Origin of the sequence: Vibrio splendidus (assembly GCF_024347615.1) — a bacterium.
Taxonomy (GTDB): domain Bacteria; phylum Pseudomonadota; class Gammaproteobacteria; order Enterobacterales; family Vibrionaceae; genus Vibrio; species Vibrio splendidus.
The window spans coordinates 2,108,073-2,131,481 of record NZ_AP025508.1 but is presented as its reverse complement, the minus strand read 5'-3'; the positions used below and the strand labels follow the sequence as shown (position 1 = coordinate 2,131,481).

Genomic DNA, 23,409 nt, shown 5'->3' with positions numbered 1-23,409 from the left:
TAGCTTGTCACTCAAGTTGTTAAATACTAGATTCATAACTAGGAATTATATGACTTTAAGTGTTATATTTTAACTAATATTATAAATATAATGTCACTATTTTGACGTTAATGACAAGAAATGCTTTTTTAGGGGTTTATATGGACATGACAACATTGAATTTGGGTGGTGCATTAGCACTTGGCCAGCGCATTGTTATCTCGGTAGATGGTACGATTAAAGTCTTAAAAGAAGGCCAACCACTACAAGCAGGGGATGTCGTTCTTGAATCTCAGAACGGGTCCAATGAACCTCAGGTATCGGCAAAACGCTTCTCATCAGAAGAAGGCGAAGTTGAACTCGACCAAGATATTGCGAATATCTTTGCCGCATTAGAAGAAGGTCAAGACCCGACCGAGCTAGGTGAAGAGTTCGCAACGGCAGCTGGTCAAAACGGTTCAAGTTTGGCTTCTAGCGGAACTATTGAACGTGATGGTGAAGAAACCATTCCTGGTACTGAGTTCGTTACTACGGGTTTCGAATCATTGGGCTTATCTCGCACTCAAAGCCTAAGCCTACTTGACGCTTATCGTTCATTGACTGAAGCAGCAACGCCTTTAAACAGCAACCCATCTTTTGTTGACTCAAACAATGCTGAAGCTAGTGACGTCGTCACCTTTACGACAGATGAAGATACACCTGTTAGTGGCACTTTGTCGGCTTTAGACGAAGATGGTGATGATCTGTCATTCAGTAAAGCAACAGAACCATCAAACGGTACTGTCGTTGTCGATGAAAATGGTGATTGGACTTATACCCCCAACGAAAACTACAACGGTAACGATAGCTTTACAGTTGTTGTATCAGACGGCCAAGGCGGCACAGACACAATAACCGTTAATATCGGCGTTACTCCAGTCAATGACTTACCTGTCGGTGAAGATGTCTCTGTCACCACAGATGAAGATACTCCAGTAAGTGGCTCACTGACTGCAACCGATGCAGATAACGATCAGTTAACGTTTAGCAAAGGCACAGAACCGTCGAATGGTTCTGTAGTCGTCGACGAAAATGGCAACTGGACATACACCCCAGATGAGAACTACAACGGTAGCGATAGCTTTACAGTTGTGGTTGATGATGGCCAAGGTGGTACAGATACCATTACGGTTGATGTTGGGGTTGTTTTATCCAACGACGCGCCGGATGTGGACAGCAACAGCATTACGGTAGCGGAAGAGAGCACAAATACGAGCCTTGGCTTGAGTGCGCCGACGGATGCGGATGGCGACAGCCTGACGATCACCGTGACGGGTCTGCCAAGCTTAGGCACCGTGACGCTGGCCGATGGCACAGCGTTGACCAACGGAATGACGTTGACCACGACCGAGTTAGAAGGTCTGGAATACGACGCGCCAGCGGACTACAACGGCACCGATGCGGTGGGCAGCTTCACGTACAGCGTGGATGACGGACAAGGCGAAGCGAACAGTGTCCAAACGGGCAGCGTGAGCATCGGCGTCACCGAAATCAACGACGCGCCGGATGTGGACAGCAACAGCATTACGGTAGCGGAAGAGAGCACAAATACGAGCCTTGGCTTGAGTGCGCCGACGGATGCGGATGGCGACAGCCTGACGATCACCGTGACGGGTCTGCCAAGCTTAGGCACCGTGACGCTGGCCGATGGCACAGCGTTGACCAACGGAATGACGTTGACCACGACCGAGTTAGAAGGTCTGGAATACGACGCGCCAGCGGACTACAACGGCACCGATGCGGTGGGCAGCTTCACGTACAGCGTGGATGACGGACAAGGCGAAGCGAACAGTGTCCAAACGGGCAGCGTGAGCATCGGCGTCACCGAAATCAACGACGCGCCGGATGTGGACAGCAACAGCATTACGGTAGCGGAAGAGAGCACAAATACGAGCCTTGGCTTGAGTGCGCCGACGGATGCGGATGGCGACAGCCTGACGATCACCGTGACGGGTCTGCCAAGCTTAGGCACCGTGACGCTGGCCGATGGCACAGCGTTGACCAACGGAATGACGTTGACCACGACCGAGTTAGAAGGTCTGGAATACGACGCGCCAGCGGACTACAACGGCACCGATGCGGTGGGCAGCTTCACGTACAGCGTGGATGACGGACAAGGCGAAGCGAACAGTGTCCAAACGGGCAGCGTGAGCATCGGCGTCACCGAAATCAACGACGCGCCGGATGTGGACAGCAACAGCATTACGGTAGCGGAAGAGAGCACAAATACGAGCCTTGGCTTGAGTGCGCCGACGGATGCGGATGGCGACAGCCTGACGATCACCGTGACGGGTCTGCCAAGCTTAGGCACCGTGACGCTGGCCGATGGCACAGCGTTGACCAACGGAATGACGTTGACCACGACCGAGTTAGAAGGTCTGGAATACGACGCGCCAGCGGACTACAACGGCACCGATGCGGTGGGCAGCTTCACGTACAGCGTGGATGACGGACAAGGCGAAGCGAACAGTGTCCAAACGGGCAGCGTGAGCATCGGCGTCACCGAAATCAACGACGCGCCGGATGTGGACAGCAACAGCATTACGGTAGCGGAAGAGAGCACAAATACGAGCCTTGGCTTGAGTGCGCCGACGGATGCGGATGGCGACAGCCTGACGATCACCGTGACGGGTCTGCCAAGCTTAGGCACCGTGACGCTGGCCGATGGCACAGCGTTGACCAACGGAATGACGTTGACCACGACCGAGTTAGAAGGTCTGGAATACGACGCGCCAGCGGACTACAACGGCACCGATGCGGTGGGCAGCTTCACGTACAGCGTGGATGACGGACAAGGCGAAGCGAACAGTGTCCAAACGGGCAGCGTGAGCATCGGCGTCACCGAAATCAACGACGCGCCGGATGTGGACAGCAACAGCATTACGGTAGCGGAAGAGAGCACAAATACGAGCCTTGGCTTGAGTGCGCCGACGGATGCGGATGGCGACAGCCTGACGATCACCGTGACGGGTCTGCCAAGCTTAGGCACCGTGACGCTGGCCGATGGCACAGCGTTGACCAACGGAATGACGTTGACCACGACCGAGTTAGAAGGTCTGGAATACGACGCGCCAGCGGACTACAACGGCACCGATGCGGTGGGCAGCTTCACGTACAGCGTGGATGACGGACAAGGCGAAGCGAACAGTGTCCAAACGGGCAGCGTGAGCATCGGCGTCACCGAAATCAACGACGCGCCGGATGTGGACAGCAACAGCATTACGGTAGCGGAAGAGAGCACAAATACGAGCCTTGGCTTGAGTGCGCCGACGGATGCGGATGGCGACAGCCTGACGATCACCGTGACGGGTCTGCCAAGCTTAGGCACCGTGACGCTGGCCGATGGCACAGCGTTGACCAACGGAATGACGTTGACCACGACCGAGTTAGAAGGTCTGGAATACGACGCGCCAGCGGACTACAACGGCACCGATGCGGTGGGCAGCTTCACGTACAGCGTGGATGACGGACAAGGCGAAGCGAACAGTGTCCAAACGGGCAGCGTGAGCATCGGCGTCACCGAAATCAACGACGCGCCGGATGTGGACAGCAACAGCATTACGGTAGCGGAAGAGAGCACAAATACGAGCCTTGGCTTGAGTGCGCCGACGGATGCGGATGGCGACAGCCTGACGATCACCGTGACGGGTCTGCCAAGCTTAGGCACCGTGACGCTGGCCGATGGCACAGCGTTGACCAACGGAATGACGTTGACCACGACCGAGTTAGAAGGTCTGGAATACGACGCGCCAGCGGACTACAACGGCACCGATGCGGTGGGCAGCTTCACGTACAGCGTGGATGACGGACAAGGCGAAGCGAACAGTGTCCAAACGGGCAGCGTGAGCATCGGCGTCACCGAAATCAACGACGCGCCGGATGTGGACAGCAACAGCATTACGGTAGCGGAAGAGAGCACAAATACGAGCCTTGGCTTGAGTGCGCCGACGGATGCGGATGGCGACAGCCTGACGATCACCGTGACGGGTCTGCCAAGCTTAGGCACCGTGACGCTGGCCGATGGCACAGCGTTGACCAACGGAATGACGTTGACCACGACCGAGTTAGAAGGTCTGGAATACGACGCGCCAGCGGACTACAACGGCACCGATGCGGTGGGCAGCTTCACGTACAGCGTGGATGACGGACAAGGCGAAGCGAACAGTGTCCAAACGGGCAGCGTGAGCATCGGCGTCACCGAAATCAACGACGCGCCGGATGTGGACAGCAACAGCATTACGGTAGCGGAAGAGAGCACAAATACGAGCCTTGGCTTGAGTGCGCCGACGGATGCGGATGGCGACAGCCTGACGATCACCGTGACGGGTCTGCCAAGCTTAGGCACCGTGACGCTGGCCGATGGCACAGCGTTGACCAACGGAATGACGTTGACCACGACCGAGTTAGAAGGTCTGGAATACGACGCGCCAGCGGACTACAACGGCACCGATGCGGTGGGCAGCTTCACGTACAGCGTGGATGACGGACAAGGCGAAGCGAACAGTGTCCAAACGGGCAGCGTGAGCATCGGCGTCACCGAAATCAACGACGCGCCGGATGTGGACAGCAACAGCATTACGGTAGCGGAAGAGAGCACAAATACGAGCCTTGGCTTGAGTGCGCCGACGGATGCGGATGGCGACAGCCTGACGATCACCGTGACGGGTCTGCCAAGCTTAGGCACCGTGACGCTGGCCGATGGCACAGCGTTGACCAACGGAATGACGTTGACCACGACCGAGTTAGAAGGTCTGGAATACGACGCGCCAGCGGACTACAACGGCACCGATGCGGTGGGCAGCTTCACGTACAGCGTGGATGACGGACAAGGCGAAGCGAACAGTGTCCAAACGGGCAGCGTGAGCATCGGCGTCACCGAAATCAACGACGCGCCGGATGTGGACAGCAACAGCATTACGGTAGCGGAAGAGAGCACAAATACGAGCCTTGGCTTGAGTGCGCCGACGGATGCGGATGGCGACAGCCTGACGATCACCGTGACGGGTCTGCCAAGCTTAGGCACCGTGACGCTGGCCGATGGCACAGCGTTGACCAACGGAATGACGTTGACCACGACCGAGTTAGAAGGTCTGGAATACGACGCGCCAGCGGACTACAACGGCACCGATGCGGTGGGCAGCTTCACGTACAGCGTGGATGACGGACAAGGCGAAGCGAACAGTGTCCAAACGGGCAGCGTGAGCATCGGCGTCACCGAAATCAACGACGCGCCGGATGTGGACAGCAACAGCATTACGGTAGCGGAAGAGAGCACAAATACGAGCCTTGGCTTGAGTGCGCCGACGGATGCGGATGGCGACAGCCTGACGATCACCGTGACGGGTCTGCCAAGCTTAGGCACCGTGACGCTGGCCGATGGCACAGCGTTGACCAACGGAATGACGTTGACCACGACCGAGTTAGAAGGTCTGGAATACGACGCGCCAGCGGACTACAACGGCACCGATGCGGTGGGCAGCTTCACGTACAGCGTGGATGACGGACAAGGCGAAGCGAACAGTGTCCAAACGGGCAGCGTGAGCATCGGCGTCACCGAAATCAACGACGCGCCGGATGTGGACAGCAACAGCATTACGGTAGCGGAAGAGAGCACAAATACGAGCCTTGGCTTGAGTGCGCCGACGGATGCGGATGGCGACAGCCTGACGATCACCGTGACGGGTCTGCCAAGCTTAGGCACCGTGACGCTGGCCGATGGCACAGCGTTGACCAACGGAATGACGTTGACCACGACCGAGTTAGAAGGTCTGGAATACGACGCGCCAGCGGACTACAACGGCACCGATGCGGTGGGCAGCTTCACGTACAGCGTGGATGACGGACAAGGCGAAGCGAACAGTGTCCAAACGGGCAGCGTGAGCATCGGCGTCACCGAAATCAACGACGCGCCGGATGTGGACAGCAACAGCATTACGGTAGCGGAAGAGAGCACAAATACGAGCCTTGGCTTGAGTGCGCCGACGGATGCGGATGGCGACAGCCTGACGATCACCGTGACGGGTCTGCCAAGCTTAGGCACCGTGACGCTGGCCGATGGCACAGCGTTGACCAACGGAATGACGTTGACCACGACCGAGTTAGAAGGTCTGGAATACGACGCGCCAGCGGACTACAACGGCACCGATGCGGTGGGCAGCTTCACGTACAGCGTGGATGACGGACAAGGCGAAGCGAACAGTGTCCAAACGGGCAGCGTGAGCATCGGCGTCACCGAAATCAACGACGCGCCGGATGTGGACAGCAACAGCATTACGGTAGCGGAAGAGAGCACAAATACGAGCCTTGGCTTGAGTGCGCCGACGGATGCGGATGGCGACAGCCTGACGATCACCGTGACGGGTCTGCCAAGCTTAGGCACCGTGACGCTGGCCGATGGCACAGCGTTGACCAACGGAATGACGTTGACCACGACCGAGTTAGAAGGTCTGGAATACGACGCGCCAGCGGACTACAACGGCACCGATGCGGTGGGCAGCTTCACGTACAGCGTGGATGACGGACAAGGCGAAGCGAACAGTGTCCAAACGGGCAGCGTGAGCATCGGCGTCACCGAAATCAACGACGCGCCGGATGTGGACAGCAACAGCATTACGGTAGCGGAAGAGAGCACAAATACGAGCCTTGGCTTGAGTGCGCCGACGGATGCGGATGGCGACAGCCTGACGATCACCGTGACGGGTCTGCCAAGCTTAGGCACCGTGACGCTGGCCGATGGCACAGCGTTGACCAACGGAATGACGTTGACCACGACCGAGTTAGAAGGTCTGGAATACGACGCGCCAGCGGACTACAACGGCACCGATGCGGTGGGCAGCTTCACGTACAGCGTGGATGACGGACAAGGCGAAGCGAACAGTGTCCAAACGGGCAGCGTGAGCATCGGCGTCACCGAAATCAACGACGCGCCGGATGTGGACAGCAACAGCATTACGGTAGCGGAAGAGAGCACAAATACGAGCCTTGGCTTGAGTGCGCCGACGGATGCGGATGGCGACAGCCTGACGATCACCGTGACGGGTCTGCCAAGCTTAGGCACCGTGACGCTGGCCGATGGCACAGCGTTGACCAACGGAATGACGTTGACCACGACCGAGTTAGAAGGTCTGGAATACGACGCGCCAGCGGACTACAACGGCACCGATGCGGTGGGCAGCTTCACGTACAGCGTGGATGACGGACAAGGCGAAGCGAACAGTGTCCAAACGGGCAGCGTGAGCATCGGCGTCACCGAAATCAACGACGCGCCGGATGTGGACAGCAACAGCATTACGGTAGCGGAAGAGAGCACAAATACGAGCCTTGGCTTGAGTGCGCCGACGGATGCGGATGGCGACAGCCTGACGATCACCGTGACGGGTCTGCCAAGCTTAGGCACCGTGACGCTGGCCGATGGCACAGCGTTGACCAACGGAATGACGTTGACCACGACCGAGTTAGAAGGTCTGGAATACGACGCGCCAGCGGACTACAACGGCACCGATGCGGTGGGCAGCTTCACGTACAGCGTGGATGACGGACAAGGCGAAGCGAACAGTGTCCAAACGGGCAGCGTGAGCATCGGCGTCACCGAAATCAACGACGCGCCGGATGTGGACAGCAACAGCATTACGGTAGCGGAAGAGAGCACAAATACGAGCCTTGGCTTGAGTGCGCCGACGGATGCGGATGGCGACAGCCTGACGATCACCGTGACGGGTCTGCCAAGCTTAGGCACCGTGACGCTGGCCGATGGCACAGCGTTGACCAACGGAATGACGTTGACCACGACCGAGTTAGAAGGTCTGGAATACGACGCGCCAGCGGACTACAACGGCACCGATGCGGTGGGCAGCTTCACGTACAGCGTGGATGACGGACAAGGCGAAGCGAACAGTGTCCAAACGGGCAGCGTGAGCATCGGCGTCACCGAAATCAACGACGCGCCGGATGTGGACAGCAACAGCATTACGGTAGCGGAAGAGAGCACAAATACGAGCCTTGGCTTGAGTGCGCCGACGGATGCGGATGGCGACAGCCTGACGATCACCGTGACGGGTCTGCCAAGCTTAGGCACCGTGACGCTGGCCGATGGCACAGCGTTGACCAACGGAATGACGTTGACCACGACCGAGTTAGAAGGTCTGGAATACGACGCGCCAGCGGACTACAACGGCACCGATGCGGTGGGCAGCTTCACGTACAGCGTGGATGACGGACAAGGCGAAGCGAACAGTGTCCAAACGGGCAGCGTGAGCATCGGCGTCACCGAAATCAACGACGCGCCGGATGTGGACAGCAACAGCATTACGGTAGCGGAAGAGAGCACAAATACGAGCCTTGGCTTGAGTGCGCCGACGGATGCGGATGGCGACAGCCTGACGATCACCGTGACGGGTCTGCCAAGCTTAGGCACCGTGACGCTGGCCGATGGCACAGCGTTGACCAACGGAATGACGTTGACCACGACCGAGTTAGAAGGTCTGGAATACGACGCGCCAGCGGACTACAACGGCACCGATGCGGTGGGCAGCTTCACGTACAGCGTGGATGACGGACAAGGCGAAGCGAACAGTGTCCAAACGGGCAGCGTGAGCATCGGCGTCACCGAAATCAACGACGCGCCGGATGTGGACAGCAACAGCATTACGGTAGCGGAAGAGAGCACAAATACGAGCCTTGGCTTGAGTGCGCCGACGGATGCGGATGGCGACAGCCTGACGATCACCGTGACGGGTCTGCCAAGCTTAGGCACCGTGACGCTGGCCGATGGCACAGCGTTGACCAACGGAATGACGTTGACCACGACCGAGTTAGAAGGTCTGGAATACGACGCGCCAGCGGACTACAACGGCACCGATGCGGTGGGCAGCTTCACGTACAGCGTGGATGACGGACAAGGCGAAGCGAACAGTGTCCAAACGGGCAGCGTGAGCATCGGCGTCACCGAAATCAACGACGCGCCGGATGTGGACAGCAACAGCATTACGGTAGCGGAAGAGAGCACAAATACGAGCCTTGGCTTGAGTGCGCCGACGGATGCGGATGGCGACAGCCTGACGATCACCGTGACGGGTCTGCCAAGCTTAGGCACCGTGACGCTGGCCGATGGCACAGCGTTGACCAACGGAATGACGTTGACCACGACCGAGTTAGAAGGTCTGGAATACGACGCGCCAGCGGACTACAACGGCACCGATGCGGTGGGCAGCTTCACGTACAGCGTGGATGACGGACAAGGCGAAGCGAACAGTGTCCAAACGGGCAGCGTGAGCATCGGCGTCACCGAAATCAACGACGCGCCGGATGTGGACAGCAACAGCATTACGGTAGCGGAAGAGAGCACAAATACGAGCCTTGGCTTGAGTGCGCCGACGGATGCGGATGGCGACAGCCTGACGATCACCGTGACGGGTCTGCCAAGCTTAGGCACCGTGACGCTGGCCGATGGCACAGCGTTGACCAACGGAATGACGTTGACCACGACCGAGTTAGAAGGTCTGGAATACGACGCGCCAGCGGACTACAACGGCACCGATGCGGTGGGCAGCTTCACGTACAGCGTGGATGACGGACAAGGCGAAGCGAACAGTGTCCAAACGGGCAGCGTGAGCATCGGCGTCACCGAAATCAACGACGCGCCGGATGTGGACAGCAACAGCATTACGGTAGCGGAAGAGAGCACAAATACGAGCCTTGGCTTGAGTGCGCCGACGGATGCGGATGGCGACAGCCTGACGATCACCGTGACGGGTCTGCCAAGCTTAGGCACCGTGACGCTGGCCGATGGCACAGCGTTGACCAACGGAATGACGTTGACCACGACCGAGTTAGAAGGTCTGGAATACGACGCGCCAGCGGACTACAACGGCACCGATGCGGTGGGCAGCTTCACGTACAGCGTGGATGACGGACAAGGCGAAGCGAACAGTGTCCAAACGGGCAGCGTGAGCATCGGCGTCACCGAAATCAACGACGCGCCGGATGTGGACAGCAACAGCATTACGGTAGCGGAAGAGAGCACAAATACGAGCCTTGGCTTGAGTGCGCCGACGGATGCGGATGGCGACAGCCTGACGATCACCGTGACGGGTCTGCCAAGCTTAGGCACCGTGACGCTGGCCGATGGCACAGCGTTGACCAACGGAATGACGTTGACCACGACCGAGTTAGAAGGTCTGGAATACGACGCGCCAGCGGACTACAACGGCACCGATGCGGTGGGCAGCTTCACGTACAGCGTGGATGACGGACAAGGCGAAGCGAACAGTGTCCAAACGGGCAGCGTGAGCATCGGCGTCACCGAAATCAACGACGCGCCGGATGTGGACAGCAACAGCATTACGGTAGCGGAAGAGAGCACAAATACGAGCCTTGGCTTGAGTGCGCCGACGGATGCGGATGGCGACAGCCTGACGATCACCGTGACGGGTCTGCCAAGCTTAGGCACCGTGACGCTGGCCGATGGCACAGCGTTGACCAACGGAATGACGTTGACCACGACCGAGTTAGAAGGTCTGGAATACGACGCGCCAGCGGACTACAACGGCACCGATGCGGTGGGCAGCTTCACGTACAGCGTGGATGACGGACAAGGCGAAGCGAACAGTGTCCAAACGGGCAGCGTGAGCATCGGCGTCACCGAAATCAACGACGCGCCGGATGTGGACAGCAACAGCATTACGGTAGCGGAAGAGAGCACAAATACGAGCCTTGGCTTGAGTGCGCCGACGGATGCGGATGGCGACAGCCTGACGATCACCGTGACGGGTCTGCCAAGCTTAGGCACCGTGACGCTGGCCGATGGCACAGCGTTGACCAACGGAATGACGTTGACCACGACCGAGTTAGAAGGTCTGGAATACGACGCGCCAGCGGACTACAACGGCACCGATGCGGTGGGCAGCTTCACGTACAGCGTGGATGACGGACAAGGCGAAGCGAACAGTGTCCAAACGGGCAGCGTGAGCATCGGCGTCACCGAAATCAACGACGCGCCGGATGTGGACAGCAACAGCATTACGGTAGCGGAAGAGAGCACAAATACGAGCCTTGGCTTGAGTGCGCCGACGGATGCGGATGGCGACAGCCTGACGATCACCGTGACGGGTCTGCCAAGCTTAGGCACCGTGACGCTGGCCGATGGCACAGCGTTGACCAACGGAATGACGTTGACCACGACCGAGTTAGAAGGTCTGGAATACGACGCGCCAGCGGACTACAACGGCACCGATGCGGTGGGCAGCTTCACGTACAGCGTGGATGACGGACAAGGCGAAGCGAACAGTGTCCAAACGGGCAGCGTGAGCATCGGCGTCACCGAAATCAACGACGCGCCGGATGTGGACAGCAACAGCATTACGGTAGCGGAAGAGAGCACAAATACGAGCCTTGGCTTGAGTGCGCCGACGGATGCGGATGGCGACAGCCTGACGATCACCGTGACGGGTCTGCCAAGCTTAGGCACCGTGACGCTGGCCGATGGCACAGCGTTGACCAACGGAATGACGTTGACCACGACCGAGTTAGAAGGTCTGGAATACGACGCGCCAGCGGACTACAACGGCACCGATGCGGTGGGCAGCTTCACGTACAGCGTGGATGACGGACAAGGCGAAGCGAACAGTGTCCAAACGGGCAGCGTGAGCATCGGCGTCACCGAAATCAACGACGCGCCGGATGTGGACAGCAACAGCATTACGGTAGCGGAAGAGAGCACAAATACGAGCCTTGGCTTGAGTGCGCCGACGGATGCGGATGGCGACAGCCTGACGATCACCGTGACGGGTCTGCCAAGCTTAGGCACCGTGACGCTGGCCGATGGCACAGCGTTGACCAACGGAATGACGTTGACCACGACCGAGTTAGAAGGTCTGGAATACGACGCGCCAGCGGACTACAACGGCACCGATGCGGTGGGCAGCTTCACGTACAGCGTGGATGACGGACAAGGCGAAGCGAACAGTGTCCAAACGGGCAGCGTGAGCATCGGCGTCACCGAAATCAACGACGCGCCGGATGTGGACAGCAACAGCATTACGGTAGCGGAAGAGAGCACAAATACGAGCCTTGGCTTGAGTGCGCCGACGGATGCGGATGGCGACAGCCTGACGATCACCGTGACGGGTCTGCCAAGCTTAGGCACCGTGACGCTGGCCGATGGCACAGCGTTGACCAACGGAATGACGTTGACCACGACCGAGTTAGAAGGTCTGGAATACGACGCGCCAGCGGACTACAACGGCACCGATGCGGTGGGCAGCTTCACGTACAGCGTGGATGACGGACAAGGCGAAGCGAACAGTGTCCAAACGGGCAGCGTGAGCATCGGCGTCACCGAAATCAACGACGCGCCGGATGTGGACAGCAACAGCATTACGGTAGCGGAAGAGAGCACAAATACGAGCCTTGGCTTGAGTGCGCCGACGGATGCGGATGGCGACAGCCTGACGATCACCGTGACGGGTCTGCCAAGCTTAGGCACCGTGACGCTGGCCGATGGCACAGCGTTGACCAACGGAATGACGTTGACCACGACCGAGTTAGAAGGTCTGGAATACGACGCGCCAGCGGACTACAACGGCACCGATGCGGTGGGCAGCTTCACGTACAGCGTGGATGACGGACAAGGCGAAGCGAACAGTGTCCAAACGGGCAGCGTGAGCATCGGCGTCACCGAAATCAACGACGCGCCGGATGTGGACAGCAACAGCATTACGGTAGCGGAAGAGAGCACAAATACGAGCCTTGGCTTGAGTGCGCCGACGGATGCGGATGGCGACAGCCTGACGATCACCGTGACGGGTCTGCCAAGCTTAGGCACCGTGACGCTGGCCGATGGCACAGCGTTGACCAACGGAATGACGTTGACCACGACCGAGTTAGAAGGTCTGGAATACGACGCGCCAGCGGACTACAACGGCACCGATGCGGTGGGCAGCTTCACGTACAGCGTGGATGACGGACAAGGCGAAGCGAACAGTGTCCAAACGGGCAGCGTGAGCATCGGCGTCACCGAAATCAACGACGCGCCGGATGTGGACAGCAACAGCATTACGGTAGCGGAAGAGAGCACAAATACGAGCCTTGGCTTGAGTGCGCCGACGGATGCGGATGGCGACAGCCTGACGATCACCGTGACGGGTCTGCCAAGCTTAGGCACCGTGACGCTGGCCGATGGCACAGCGTTGACCAACGGAATGACGTTGACCACGACCGAGTTAGAAGGTCTGGAATACGACGCGCCAGCGGACTACAACGGCACCGATGCGGTGGGCAGCTTCACGTACAGCGTGGATGACGGACAAGGCGAAGCGAACAGTGTCCAAACGGGCAGCGTGAGCATCGGCGTCACCGAAATCAACGACGCGCCGGATGTGGACAGCAACAGCATTACGGTAGCGGAAGAGAGCACAAATACGAGCCTTGGCTTGAGTGCGCCGACGGATGCGGATGGCGACAGCCTGACGATCACCGTGACGGGTCTGCCAAGCTTAGGCACCGTGACGCTGGCCGATGGCACAGCGTTGACCAACGGAATGACGTTGACCACGACCGAGTTAGAAGGTCTGGAATACGACGCGCCAGCGGACTACAACGGCACCGATGCGGTGGGCAGCTTCACGTACAGCGTGGATGACGGACAAGGCGAAGCGAACAGTGTCCAAACGGGCAGCGTGAGCATCGGCGTCACCGAAATCAACGACGCGCCGGATGTGGACAGCAACAGCATTACGGTAGCGGAAGAGAGCACAAATACGAGCCTTGGCTTGAGTGCGCCGACGGATGCGGATGGCGACAGCCTGACGATCACCGTGACGGGTCTGCCAAGCTTAGGCACCGTGACGCTGGCCGATGGCACAGCGTTGACCAACGGAATGACGTTGACCACGACCGAGTTAGAAGGTCTGGAATACGACGCGCCAGCGGACTACAACGGCACCGATGCGGTGGGCAGCTTCACGTACAGCGTGGATGACGGACAAGGCGAAGCGAACAGTGTCCAAACGGGCAGCGTGAGCATCGGCGTCACCGAAATCAACGACGCGCCGGATGTGGACAGCAACAGCATTACGGTAGCGGAAGAGAGCACAAATACGAGCCTTGGCTTGAGTGCGCCGACGGATGCGGATGGCGACAGCCTGACGATCACCGTGACGGGTCTGCCAAGCTTAGGCACCGTGACGCTGGCCGATGGCACAGCGTTGACCAACGGAATGACGTTGACCACGACCGAGTTAGAAGGTCTGGAATACGACGCGCCAGCGGACTACAACGGCACCGATGCGGTGGGCAGCTTCACGTACAGCGTGGATGACGGACAAGGCGAAGCGAACAGTGTCCAAACGGGCAGCGTGAGCATCGGCGTCACCGAAATCAACGACGCGCCGGATGTGGACAGCAACAGCATTACGGTAGCGGAAGAGAGCACAAATACGAGCCTTGGCTTGAGTGCGCCGACGGATGCGGATGGCGACAGCCTGACGATCACCGTGACGGGTCTGCCAAGCTTAGGCACCGTGACGCTGGCCGATGGCACAGCGTTGACCAACGGAATGACGTTGACCACGACCGAGTTAGAAGGTCTGGAATACGACGCGCCAGCGGACTACAACGGCACCGATGCGGTGGGCAGCTTCACGTACAGCGTGGATGACGGACAAGGCGAAGCGAACAGTGTCCAAACGGGCAGCGTGAGCATCGGCGTCACCGAAATCAACGACGCGCCGGATGTGGACAGCAACAGCATTACGGTAGCGGAAGAGAGCACAAATACGAGCCTTGGCTTGAGTGCGCCGACGGATGCGGATGGCGACAGCCTGACGATCACCGTGACGGGTCTGCCAAGCTTAGGCACCGTGACGCTGGCCGATGGCACAGCGTTGACCAACGGAATGACGTTGACCACGACCGAGTTAGAAGGTCTGGAATACGACGCGCCAGCGGACTACAACGGCACCGATGCGGTGGGCAGCTTCACGTACAGCGTGGATGACGGACAAGGCGAAGCGAACAGTGTCCAAACGGGCAGCGTGAGCATCGGCGTCACCGAAATCAACGACGCGCCGGATGTGGACAGCAACAGCATTACGGTAGCGGAAGAGAGCACAAATACGAGCCTTGGCTTGAGTGCGCCGACGGATGCGGATGGCGACAGCCTGACGATCACCGTGACGGGTCTGCCAAGCTTAGGCACCGTGACGCTGGCCGATGGCACAGCGTTGACCAACGGAATGACGTTGACCACGACCGAGTTAGAAGGTCTGGAATACGACGCGCCAGCGGACTACAACGGCACCGATGCGGTGGGCAGCTTCACGTACAGCGTGGATGACGGACAAGGCGAAGCGAACAGTGTCCAAACGGGCAGCGTGAGCATCGGCGTCACCGAAATCAACGACGCGCCGGATGTGGACAGCAACAGCATTACGGTAGCGGAAGAGAGCACAAATACGAGCCTTGGCTTGAGTGCGCCGACGGATGCGGATGGCGACAGCCTGACGATCACCGTGACGGGTCTGCCAAGCTTAGGCACCGTGACGCTGGCCGATGGCACAGCGTTGACCAACGGAATGACGTTGACCACGACCGAGTTAGAAGGTCTGGAATACGACGCGCCAGCGGACTACAACGGCACCGATGCGGTGGGCAGCTTCACGTACAGCGTGGATGACGGACAAGGCGAAGCGAACAGTGTCCAAACGGGCAGCGTGAGCATCGGCGTCACCGAAATCAACGACGCGCCGGATGTGGACAGCAACAGCATTACGGTAGCGGAAGAGAGCACAAATACGAGCCTTGGCTTGAGTGCGCCGACGGATGCGGATGGCGACAGCCTGACGATCACCGTGACGGGTCTGCCAAGCTTAGGCACCGTGACGCTGGCCGATGGCACAGCGTTGACCAACGGAATGACGTTGACCACGACCGAGTTAGAAGGTCTGGAATACGACGCGCCAGCGGACTACAACGGCACCGATGCGGTGGGCAGCTTCACGTACAGCGTGGATGACGGACAAGGCGAAGCGAACAGTGTCCAAACGGGCAGCGTGAGCATCGGCGTCACCGAAATCAACGACGCGCCGGATGTGGACAGCAACAGCATTACGGTAGCGGAAGAGAGCACAAATACGAGCCTTGGCTTGAGTGCGCCGACGGATGCGGATGGCGACAGCCTGACGATCACCGTGACGGGTCTGCCAAGCTTAGGCACCGTGACGCTGGCCGATGGCACAGCGTTGACCAACGGAATGACGTTGACCACGACCGAGTTAGAAGGTCTGGAATACGACGCGCCAGCGGACTACAACGGCACCGATGCGGTGGGCAGCTTCACGTACAGCGTGGATGACGGACAAGGCGAAGCGAACAGTGTCCAAACGGGCAGCGTGAGCATCGGCGTCACCGAAATCAACGACGCGCCGGATGTGGACAGCAACAGCATTACGGTAGCGGAAGAGAGCACAAATACGAGCCTTGGCTTGAGTGCGCCGACGGATGCGGATGGCGACAGCCTGACGATCACCGTGACGGGTCTGCCAAGCTTAGGCACCGTGACGCTGGCCGATGGCACAGCGTTGACCAACGGAATGACGTTGACCACGACCGAGTTAGAAGGTCTGGAATACGACGCGCCAGCGGACTACAACGGCACCGATGCGGTGGGCAGCTTCACGTACAGCGTGGATGACGGACAAGGCGAAGCGAACAGTGTCCAAACGGGCAGCGTGAGCATCGGCGTCACCGAAATCAACGACGCGCCGGATGTGGACAGCAACAGCATTACGGTAGCGGAAGAGAGCACAAATACGAGCCTTGGCTTGAGTGCGCCGACGGATGCGGATGGCGACAGCCTGACGATCACCGTGACGGGTCTGCCAAGCTTAGGCACCGTGACGCTGGCCGATGGCACAGCGTTGACCAACGGAATGACGTTGACCACGACCGAGTTAGAAGGTCTGGAATACGACGCGCCAGCGGACTACAACGGCACCGATGCGGTGGGCAGCTTCACGTACAGCGTGGATGACGGACAAGGCGAAGCGAACAGTGTCCAAACGGGCAGCGTGAGCATCGGCGTCACCGAAATCAACGACGCGCCGGATGTGGACAGCAACAGCATTACGGTAGCGGAAGAGAGCACAAATACGAGCCTTGGCTTGAGTGCGCCGACGGATGCGGATGGCGACAGCCTGACGATCACCGTGACGGGTCTGCCAAGCTTAGGCACCGTGACGCTGGCCGATGGCACAGCGTTGACCAACGGAATGACGTTGACCACGACCGAGTTAGAAGGTCTGGAATACGACGCGCCAGCGGACTACAACGGCACCGATGCGGTGGGCAGCTTCACGTACAGCGTGGATGACGGACAAGGCGAAGCGAACAGTGTCCAAACGGGCAGCGTGAGCATCGGCGTCACCGAAATCAACGACGCGCCGGATGTGGACAGCAACAGCATTACGGTAGCGGAAGAGAGCACAAATACGAGCCTTGGCTTGAGTGCGCCGACGGATGCGGATGGCGACAGCCTGACGATCACCGTGACGGGTCTGCCAAGCTTAGGCACCGTGACGCTGGCCGATGGCACAGCGTTGACCAACGGAATGACGTTGACCACGACCGAGTTAGAAGGTCTGGAATACGACGCGCCAGCGGACTACAACGGCACCGATGCGGTGGGCAGCTTCACGTACAGCGTGGATGACGGACAAGGCGAAGCGAACAGTGTCCAAACGGGCAGCGTGAGCATCGGCGTCACCGAAATCAACGACGCGCCGGATGTGGACAGCAACAGCATTACGGTAGCGGAAGAGAGCACAAATACGAGCCTTGGCTTGAGTGCGCCGACGGATGCGGATGGCGACAGCCTGACGATCACCGTGACGGGTCTGCCAAGCTTAGGCACCGTGACGCTGGCCGATGGCACAGCGTTGACCAACGGAATGACGTTGACCACGACCGAGTTAGAAGGTCTGGAATACGACGCGCCAGCGGACTACAACGGCACCGATGCGGTGGGCAGCTTCACGTACAGCGTGGATGACGGACAAGGCGAAGCGAACAGTGTCCAAACGGGCAGCGTGAGCATCGGCGTCACCGAAATCAACGACGCGCCGGATGTGGACAGCAACAGCATTACGGTAGCGGAAGAGAGCACAAATACGAGCCTTGGCTTGAGTGCGCCGACGGATGCGGATGGCGACAGCCTGACGATCACCGTGACGGGTCTGCCAAGCTTAGGCACCGTGACGCTGGCCGATGGCACAGCGTTGACCAACGGAATGACGTTGACCACGACCGAGTTAGAAGGTCTGGAATACGACGCGCCAGCGGACTACAACGGCACCGATGCGGTGGGCAGCTTCACGTACAGCGTGGATGACGGACAAGGCGAAGCGAACAGTGTCCAAACGGGCAGCGTGAGCATCGGCGTCACCGAAATCAACGACGCGCCGGATGTGGACAGCAACAGCATTACGGTAGCGGAAGAGAGCACAAATACGAGCCTTGGCTTGAGTGCGCCGACGGATGCGGATGGCGACAGCCTGACGATCACCGTGACGGGTCTGCCAAGCTTAGGCACCGTGACGCTGGCCGATGGCACAGCGTTGACCAACGGAATGACGTTGACCACGACCGAGTTAGAAGGTCTGGAATACGACGCGCCAGCGGACTACAACGGCACCGATGCGGTGGGCAGCTTCACGTACAGCGTGGATGACGGACAAGGCGAAGCGAACAGTGTCCAAACGGGCAGCGTGAGCATCGGCGTCACCGAAATCAACGACGCGCCGGATGTGGACAGCAACAGCATTACGGTAGCGGAAGAGAGCACAAATACGAGCCTTGGCTTGAGTGCGCCGACGGATGCGGATGGCGACAGCCTGACGATCACCGTGACGGGTCTGCCAAGCTTAGGCACCGTGACGCTGGCCGATGGCACAGCGTTGACCAACGGAATGACGTTGACCACGACCGAGTTAGAAGGTCTGGAATACGACGCGCCAGCGGACTACAACGGCACCGATGCGGTGGGCAGCTTCACGTACAGCGTGGATGACGGACAAGGCGAAGCGAACAGTGTCCAAACGGGCAGCGTGAGCATCGGCGTCACCGAAATCAACGACGCGCCGGATGTGGACAGCAACAGCATTACGGTAGCGGAAGAGAGCACAAATACGAGCCTTGGCTTGAGTGCGCCGACGGATGCGGATGGCGACAGCCTGACGATCACCGTGACGGGTCTGCCAAGCTTAGGCACCGTGACGCTGGCCGATGGCACAGCGTTGACCAACGGAATGACGTTGACCACGACCGAGTTAGAAGGTCTGGAATACGACGCGCCAGCGGACTACAACGGCACCGATGCGGTGGGCAGCTTCACGTACAGCGTGGATGACGGACAAGGCGAAGCGAACAGTGTCCAAACGGGCAGCGTGAGCATCGGCGTCACCGAAATCAACGACGCGCCGGATGTGGACAGCAACAGCATTACGGTAGCGGAAGAGAGCACAAATACGAGCCTTGGCTTGAGTGCGCCGACGGATGCGGATGGCGACAGCCTGACGATCACCGTGACGGGTCTGCCAAGCTTAGGCACCGTGACGCTGGCCGATGGCACAGCGTTGACCAACGGAATGACGTTGACCACGACCGAGTTAGAAGGTCTGGAATACGACGCGCCAGCGGACTACAACGGCACCGATGCGGTGGGCAGCTTCACGTACAGCGTGGATGACGGACAAGGCGAAGCGAACAGTGTCCAAACGGGCAGCGTGAGCATCGGCGTCACCGAAATCAACGACGCGCCGGAAGCAGAAGACTTCACCGAAACCACAATTGACTGTGCAACTTCGGTCGACTTTGCTCCCCATACTAGCGATGAGGAAGACGACGCGGCTGGAATTGAGACTTCGGTCATCGTTGAAAGTGACCCGATCTTTGGTACGTTGTATCAAGTTGCAGACGACGGTACTAAAACCGAAGTTGTTATCGGTCAAGAGTATGGCGATTCAGACAACTTTGAATATGTTGTCGATTCAAATATTGCCGATCAGCTTAGTTTTAGTGCTTCAGATCTTTCATCATTAATTGACACTTCTAGTGGAAGCACAACGATCGGTTACTTCAACGATCTGGTTTCAATTTCAGCCGGAACTTACACTGGTAGTTCCCCAGTAGGTAATGACGTTGTAAATAATCCAAGTGTGTATCTTAATTATGATGGTTACGGTTCGGAAGATGGATTTGGAGTTTCAACGAGCAAGAATGGAAACAGTGAGTTAGACGTTACATCAAAAGAATTTATTTCTGTTGATTTTGGAAATAGTGACGCCGAAATTTTGTCTGCTAATTTAGAATTTGGAAGCGTTTTTGGTAACTACAACGCTAACAGTAGTGCAGATGGTGAAATTAATGTCGTTGCACTAGACGCATCTGGCAATGTCGTTGGGACATTTAACTTTAATACTGAAAACACTTCAAATTCTGGTAATGAATATACGCTTTCTATAGACGGGAATGGCAACTCTATAGTTAATGTATCTATTCCAGATGGCAACGGCGGATTTGTACCATTTACAGAGTTAAGAGTCTTTACTACCCAAGATGGCTCCGCTAATCCAAATAGAAATTCAAATATTACTTTTAAAGGCGTAGACGTAGTGGACGCCAAAGTAACAGAGACTATTGATTATAAAGCGGAAGACTCTACCGATTTAGAGAGTGCGTCAGCACAGGTAACGATCGTCACGGGTTCAATAGTAAAACCGTCACCAGAGGTTACTAGTGTTTCTCGAGATGTTTCTGAAGATTCTGATTCAGTACAAACTGTTTCTGGCAATATAGAGGTTTTATACGCGGATAGCATAGTTTTAGAAGAGCCTTCGGAGAGTTATACATCAGCGGGACAAAATATCACTTGGTCTTCATCAAACGGTGGCCAAACCTTAATTGGTAGTGCGAATGGCCTAGCAGTGATTACTGCAATTATCGATGATGTTGGGAATTACTCAGTTACTCTCAATGGGCCGGTCGATCATTTGGACGCCAATGTTCCATTAGACGAAATGTCCATTGCTATTGGGATCGTCGCAAGTAATGAAGCCGGTACTCAAACCGGATCTATTTCTCTAACTATCGATGATGATGTTCCTGTCGCTCAGCCGATTATTAATGACTTACAACCCTCAGCAAAAGCTGGTGCAAACGTCCAGCTTATCTTGGATGTATCCGGCTCTATGGCGTGGGATTCAGTTACGGGTCAAAGCACTATTACGAACGAGTCTAGATTGTCGATTATGCAAGACGCAGCTAAACAGTTGCTCACTGAGTATCAAAGCTTAGGTATTACACAAGTCCAAGTCGTTACCTTCTCAAGTAGTTCAGATGCTCAGAACGGCGCAAATGGCAGTAGCTGGATGTCTGTTTCTGAGGCTATTGACGTTATCGATAATTTGTCTGCAGGCGGGGGCACTTATTACGACACTGCACTAGATGCTGCGATGGGTCATTGGGACGACTCGGGCAAAGTCGATGGTAATCCTTCTAATATCACGTATTTCTTGTCGGATGGCTCTCCGAATTCGGGAGGAACTTTGAGTGCTTCAGAGAAAACTGAGTGGGAAGATTTTGTTGATGCTAAGGATATCACTGCGCTTGCTTACGGAATGGGCGAAGCCGTACCAATAAGCTACCTTGAAGACATTGCTTATAACGGTGTAACAGACAGTGAAATAGGAGCCGTTGTTGTTCCTGATATTACTCAGCTTCCACCAATCATTCTTCAATCGGTTGTTGATCCTATTTCAGGTGAGGTTGTGAACGACGGCAGCAACGGTTCTATTAGCGGTTTTGGAGCTGATGGTGGTTACGTCTCTGAAGTGAAATACGGAGGAACAACAGTTTCTTATGATGGTAGTACAGTATCTGTTTCAGGTTTGGAATCAGGGGTTAGCACTGCGATAGACGGTAGCGAAATATCGATTTTTATCGACAATAGTCACACGTTAGTTTTAGACATGGCTACAGGGTCTTACCAATTCTTTGCTGCTGTTGTTGATAGCGATATTTCGTTAGATTTTGATTATGAACTATCGGACTTAGATGGCGATACGAGCAATAGCAGTATGACCTTTAACATCCAAGCTCCAGTGCTCGATGCTAATGATGACGCGACATCAACTATTGAGTTGGTTCCTGTTTTGATTGATGTGCTAGCGAATGATTACAACCCACATGCATTGACTTCAGCTTTGATTTTATCCAGTGTGGCTTTGGTCAATCCAGCTTTAGGCCAAGTATCAATTGTCGATGGTAAAGTTTTATTTGTGCCAAACGATAGCGCTAGTGCTGGTGACATAGTGGAAATTTCGTACACAGCTACCGATAAGAATGGTAATAGTGATACAGCTACTATGTCAGTTACGATGACAGGGCACAGCGGAAACATCATATCTGATGGAGTAGGTATCAATGCGGTTTATATGCCTCAAGGGACCGTTTCAAGTAACCATGGCGATGATTGGCAAAGTCAGCCAGAACCATCTATAACCGTTAACGGTATTAAAGTTGAACGCGGCCAGCAAAGCCCTTCACTGACTGATGCCGCGGATTTGATTGTTACCGGTGGTGATAATGACCATGTAGAAGGTGGTGATTTTGATGACATTATCCATCTTGGCGATAGTGGCAGCAATGCGGCATTTGATTTGCAGGATGCTACAGAGTTCGTTGAACTAGATGTCGACGATATTTACCAAGGTAACAATGAGGACGGTACTCTTGAATCTCCGTACGTAGCGCCAAGCTGGGCTGATGTAGGTCAAGGCGGTGCAGGAGATGATGTTATTCTGGGAGAATCTGGTATCGATTTAATCTCCGGTGGCTCTGGTAACGATTACTTAGATGGTGGTTCGGAAAGTGACTACATTCGAGCAGGTAGTGGTAATGATATTGTTATCGGTGGCTCGGGAGATGATCATTTGAGAGGTGAGGATGGTAATGACATCCTTATTGGTGGCCTTGGAGATGATATTTTAAGCGGGGACGATGGTGATGATTTATTCCAATGGGTTGACCAACCATTCCAGAATGATGTTGACACAATTACGGACTTTACTATCGATGAGGATCATTTAGATGTATCTCAGCTACTACCTAATGAGAATACTATGAGTGATTTGCTAGATCATATAGTTATTGAAAAAGCTTCCGGTAATGATTTGGTGATAACAATTTCTGAATCTGCGGGGCATGCTGGAGATACTCAAACCATAGTACTTGATGGAGCTGCAAACCAAATCTCTGGGTTAGGATCTGGAGAAGTTACAGGGCAGCAGTTGGACGACTTGATGAGCCAGTTATTTAAACAGTTACCAGACCAATAACAAA

1 protein-coding gene is annotated in these 23,409 nt (G+C 56.7%); it reads left to right on the top strand.

Features of this window, described 5'->3' with window-relative positions:
- Positions 1-140 precede the first annotated feature (140 nt).
- Positions 141-23,405, top strand: coding sequence for an Ig-like domain-containing protein (locus OCU90_RS09625; protein ID WP_261809208.1), 23,265 nt, complete (start codon positions 141-143; stop codon positions 23,403-23,405).
- Positions 23,406-23,409: the final 4 nt, after the last annotated feature.

Bases quoted from the DNA above. Each gene is read 5' to 3' on its own strand.
- OCU90_RS09625 (WP_261809208.1), top strand. From the start codon at position 141: ATGGACATGACAACATTGAATTTGGGTGGTGCATTAGCACTTGGCCAG.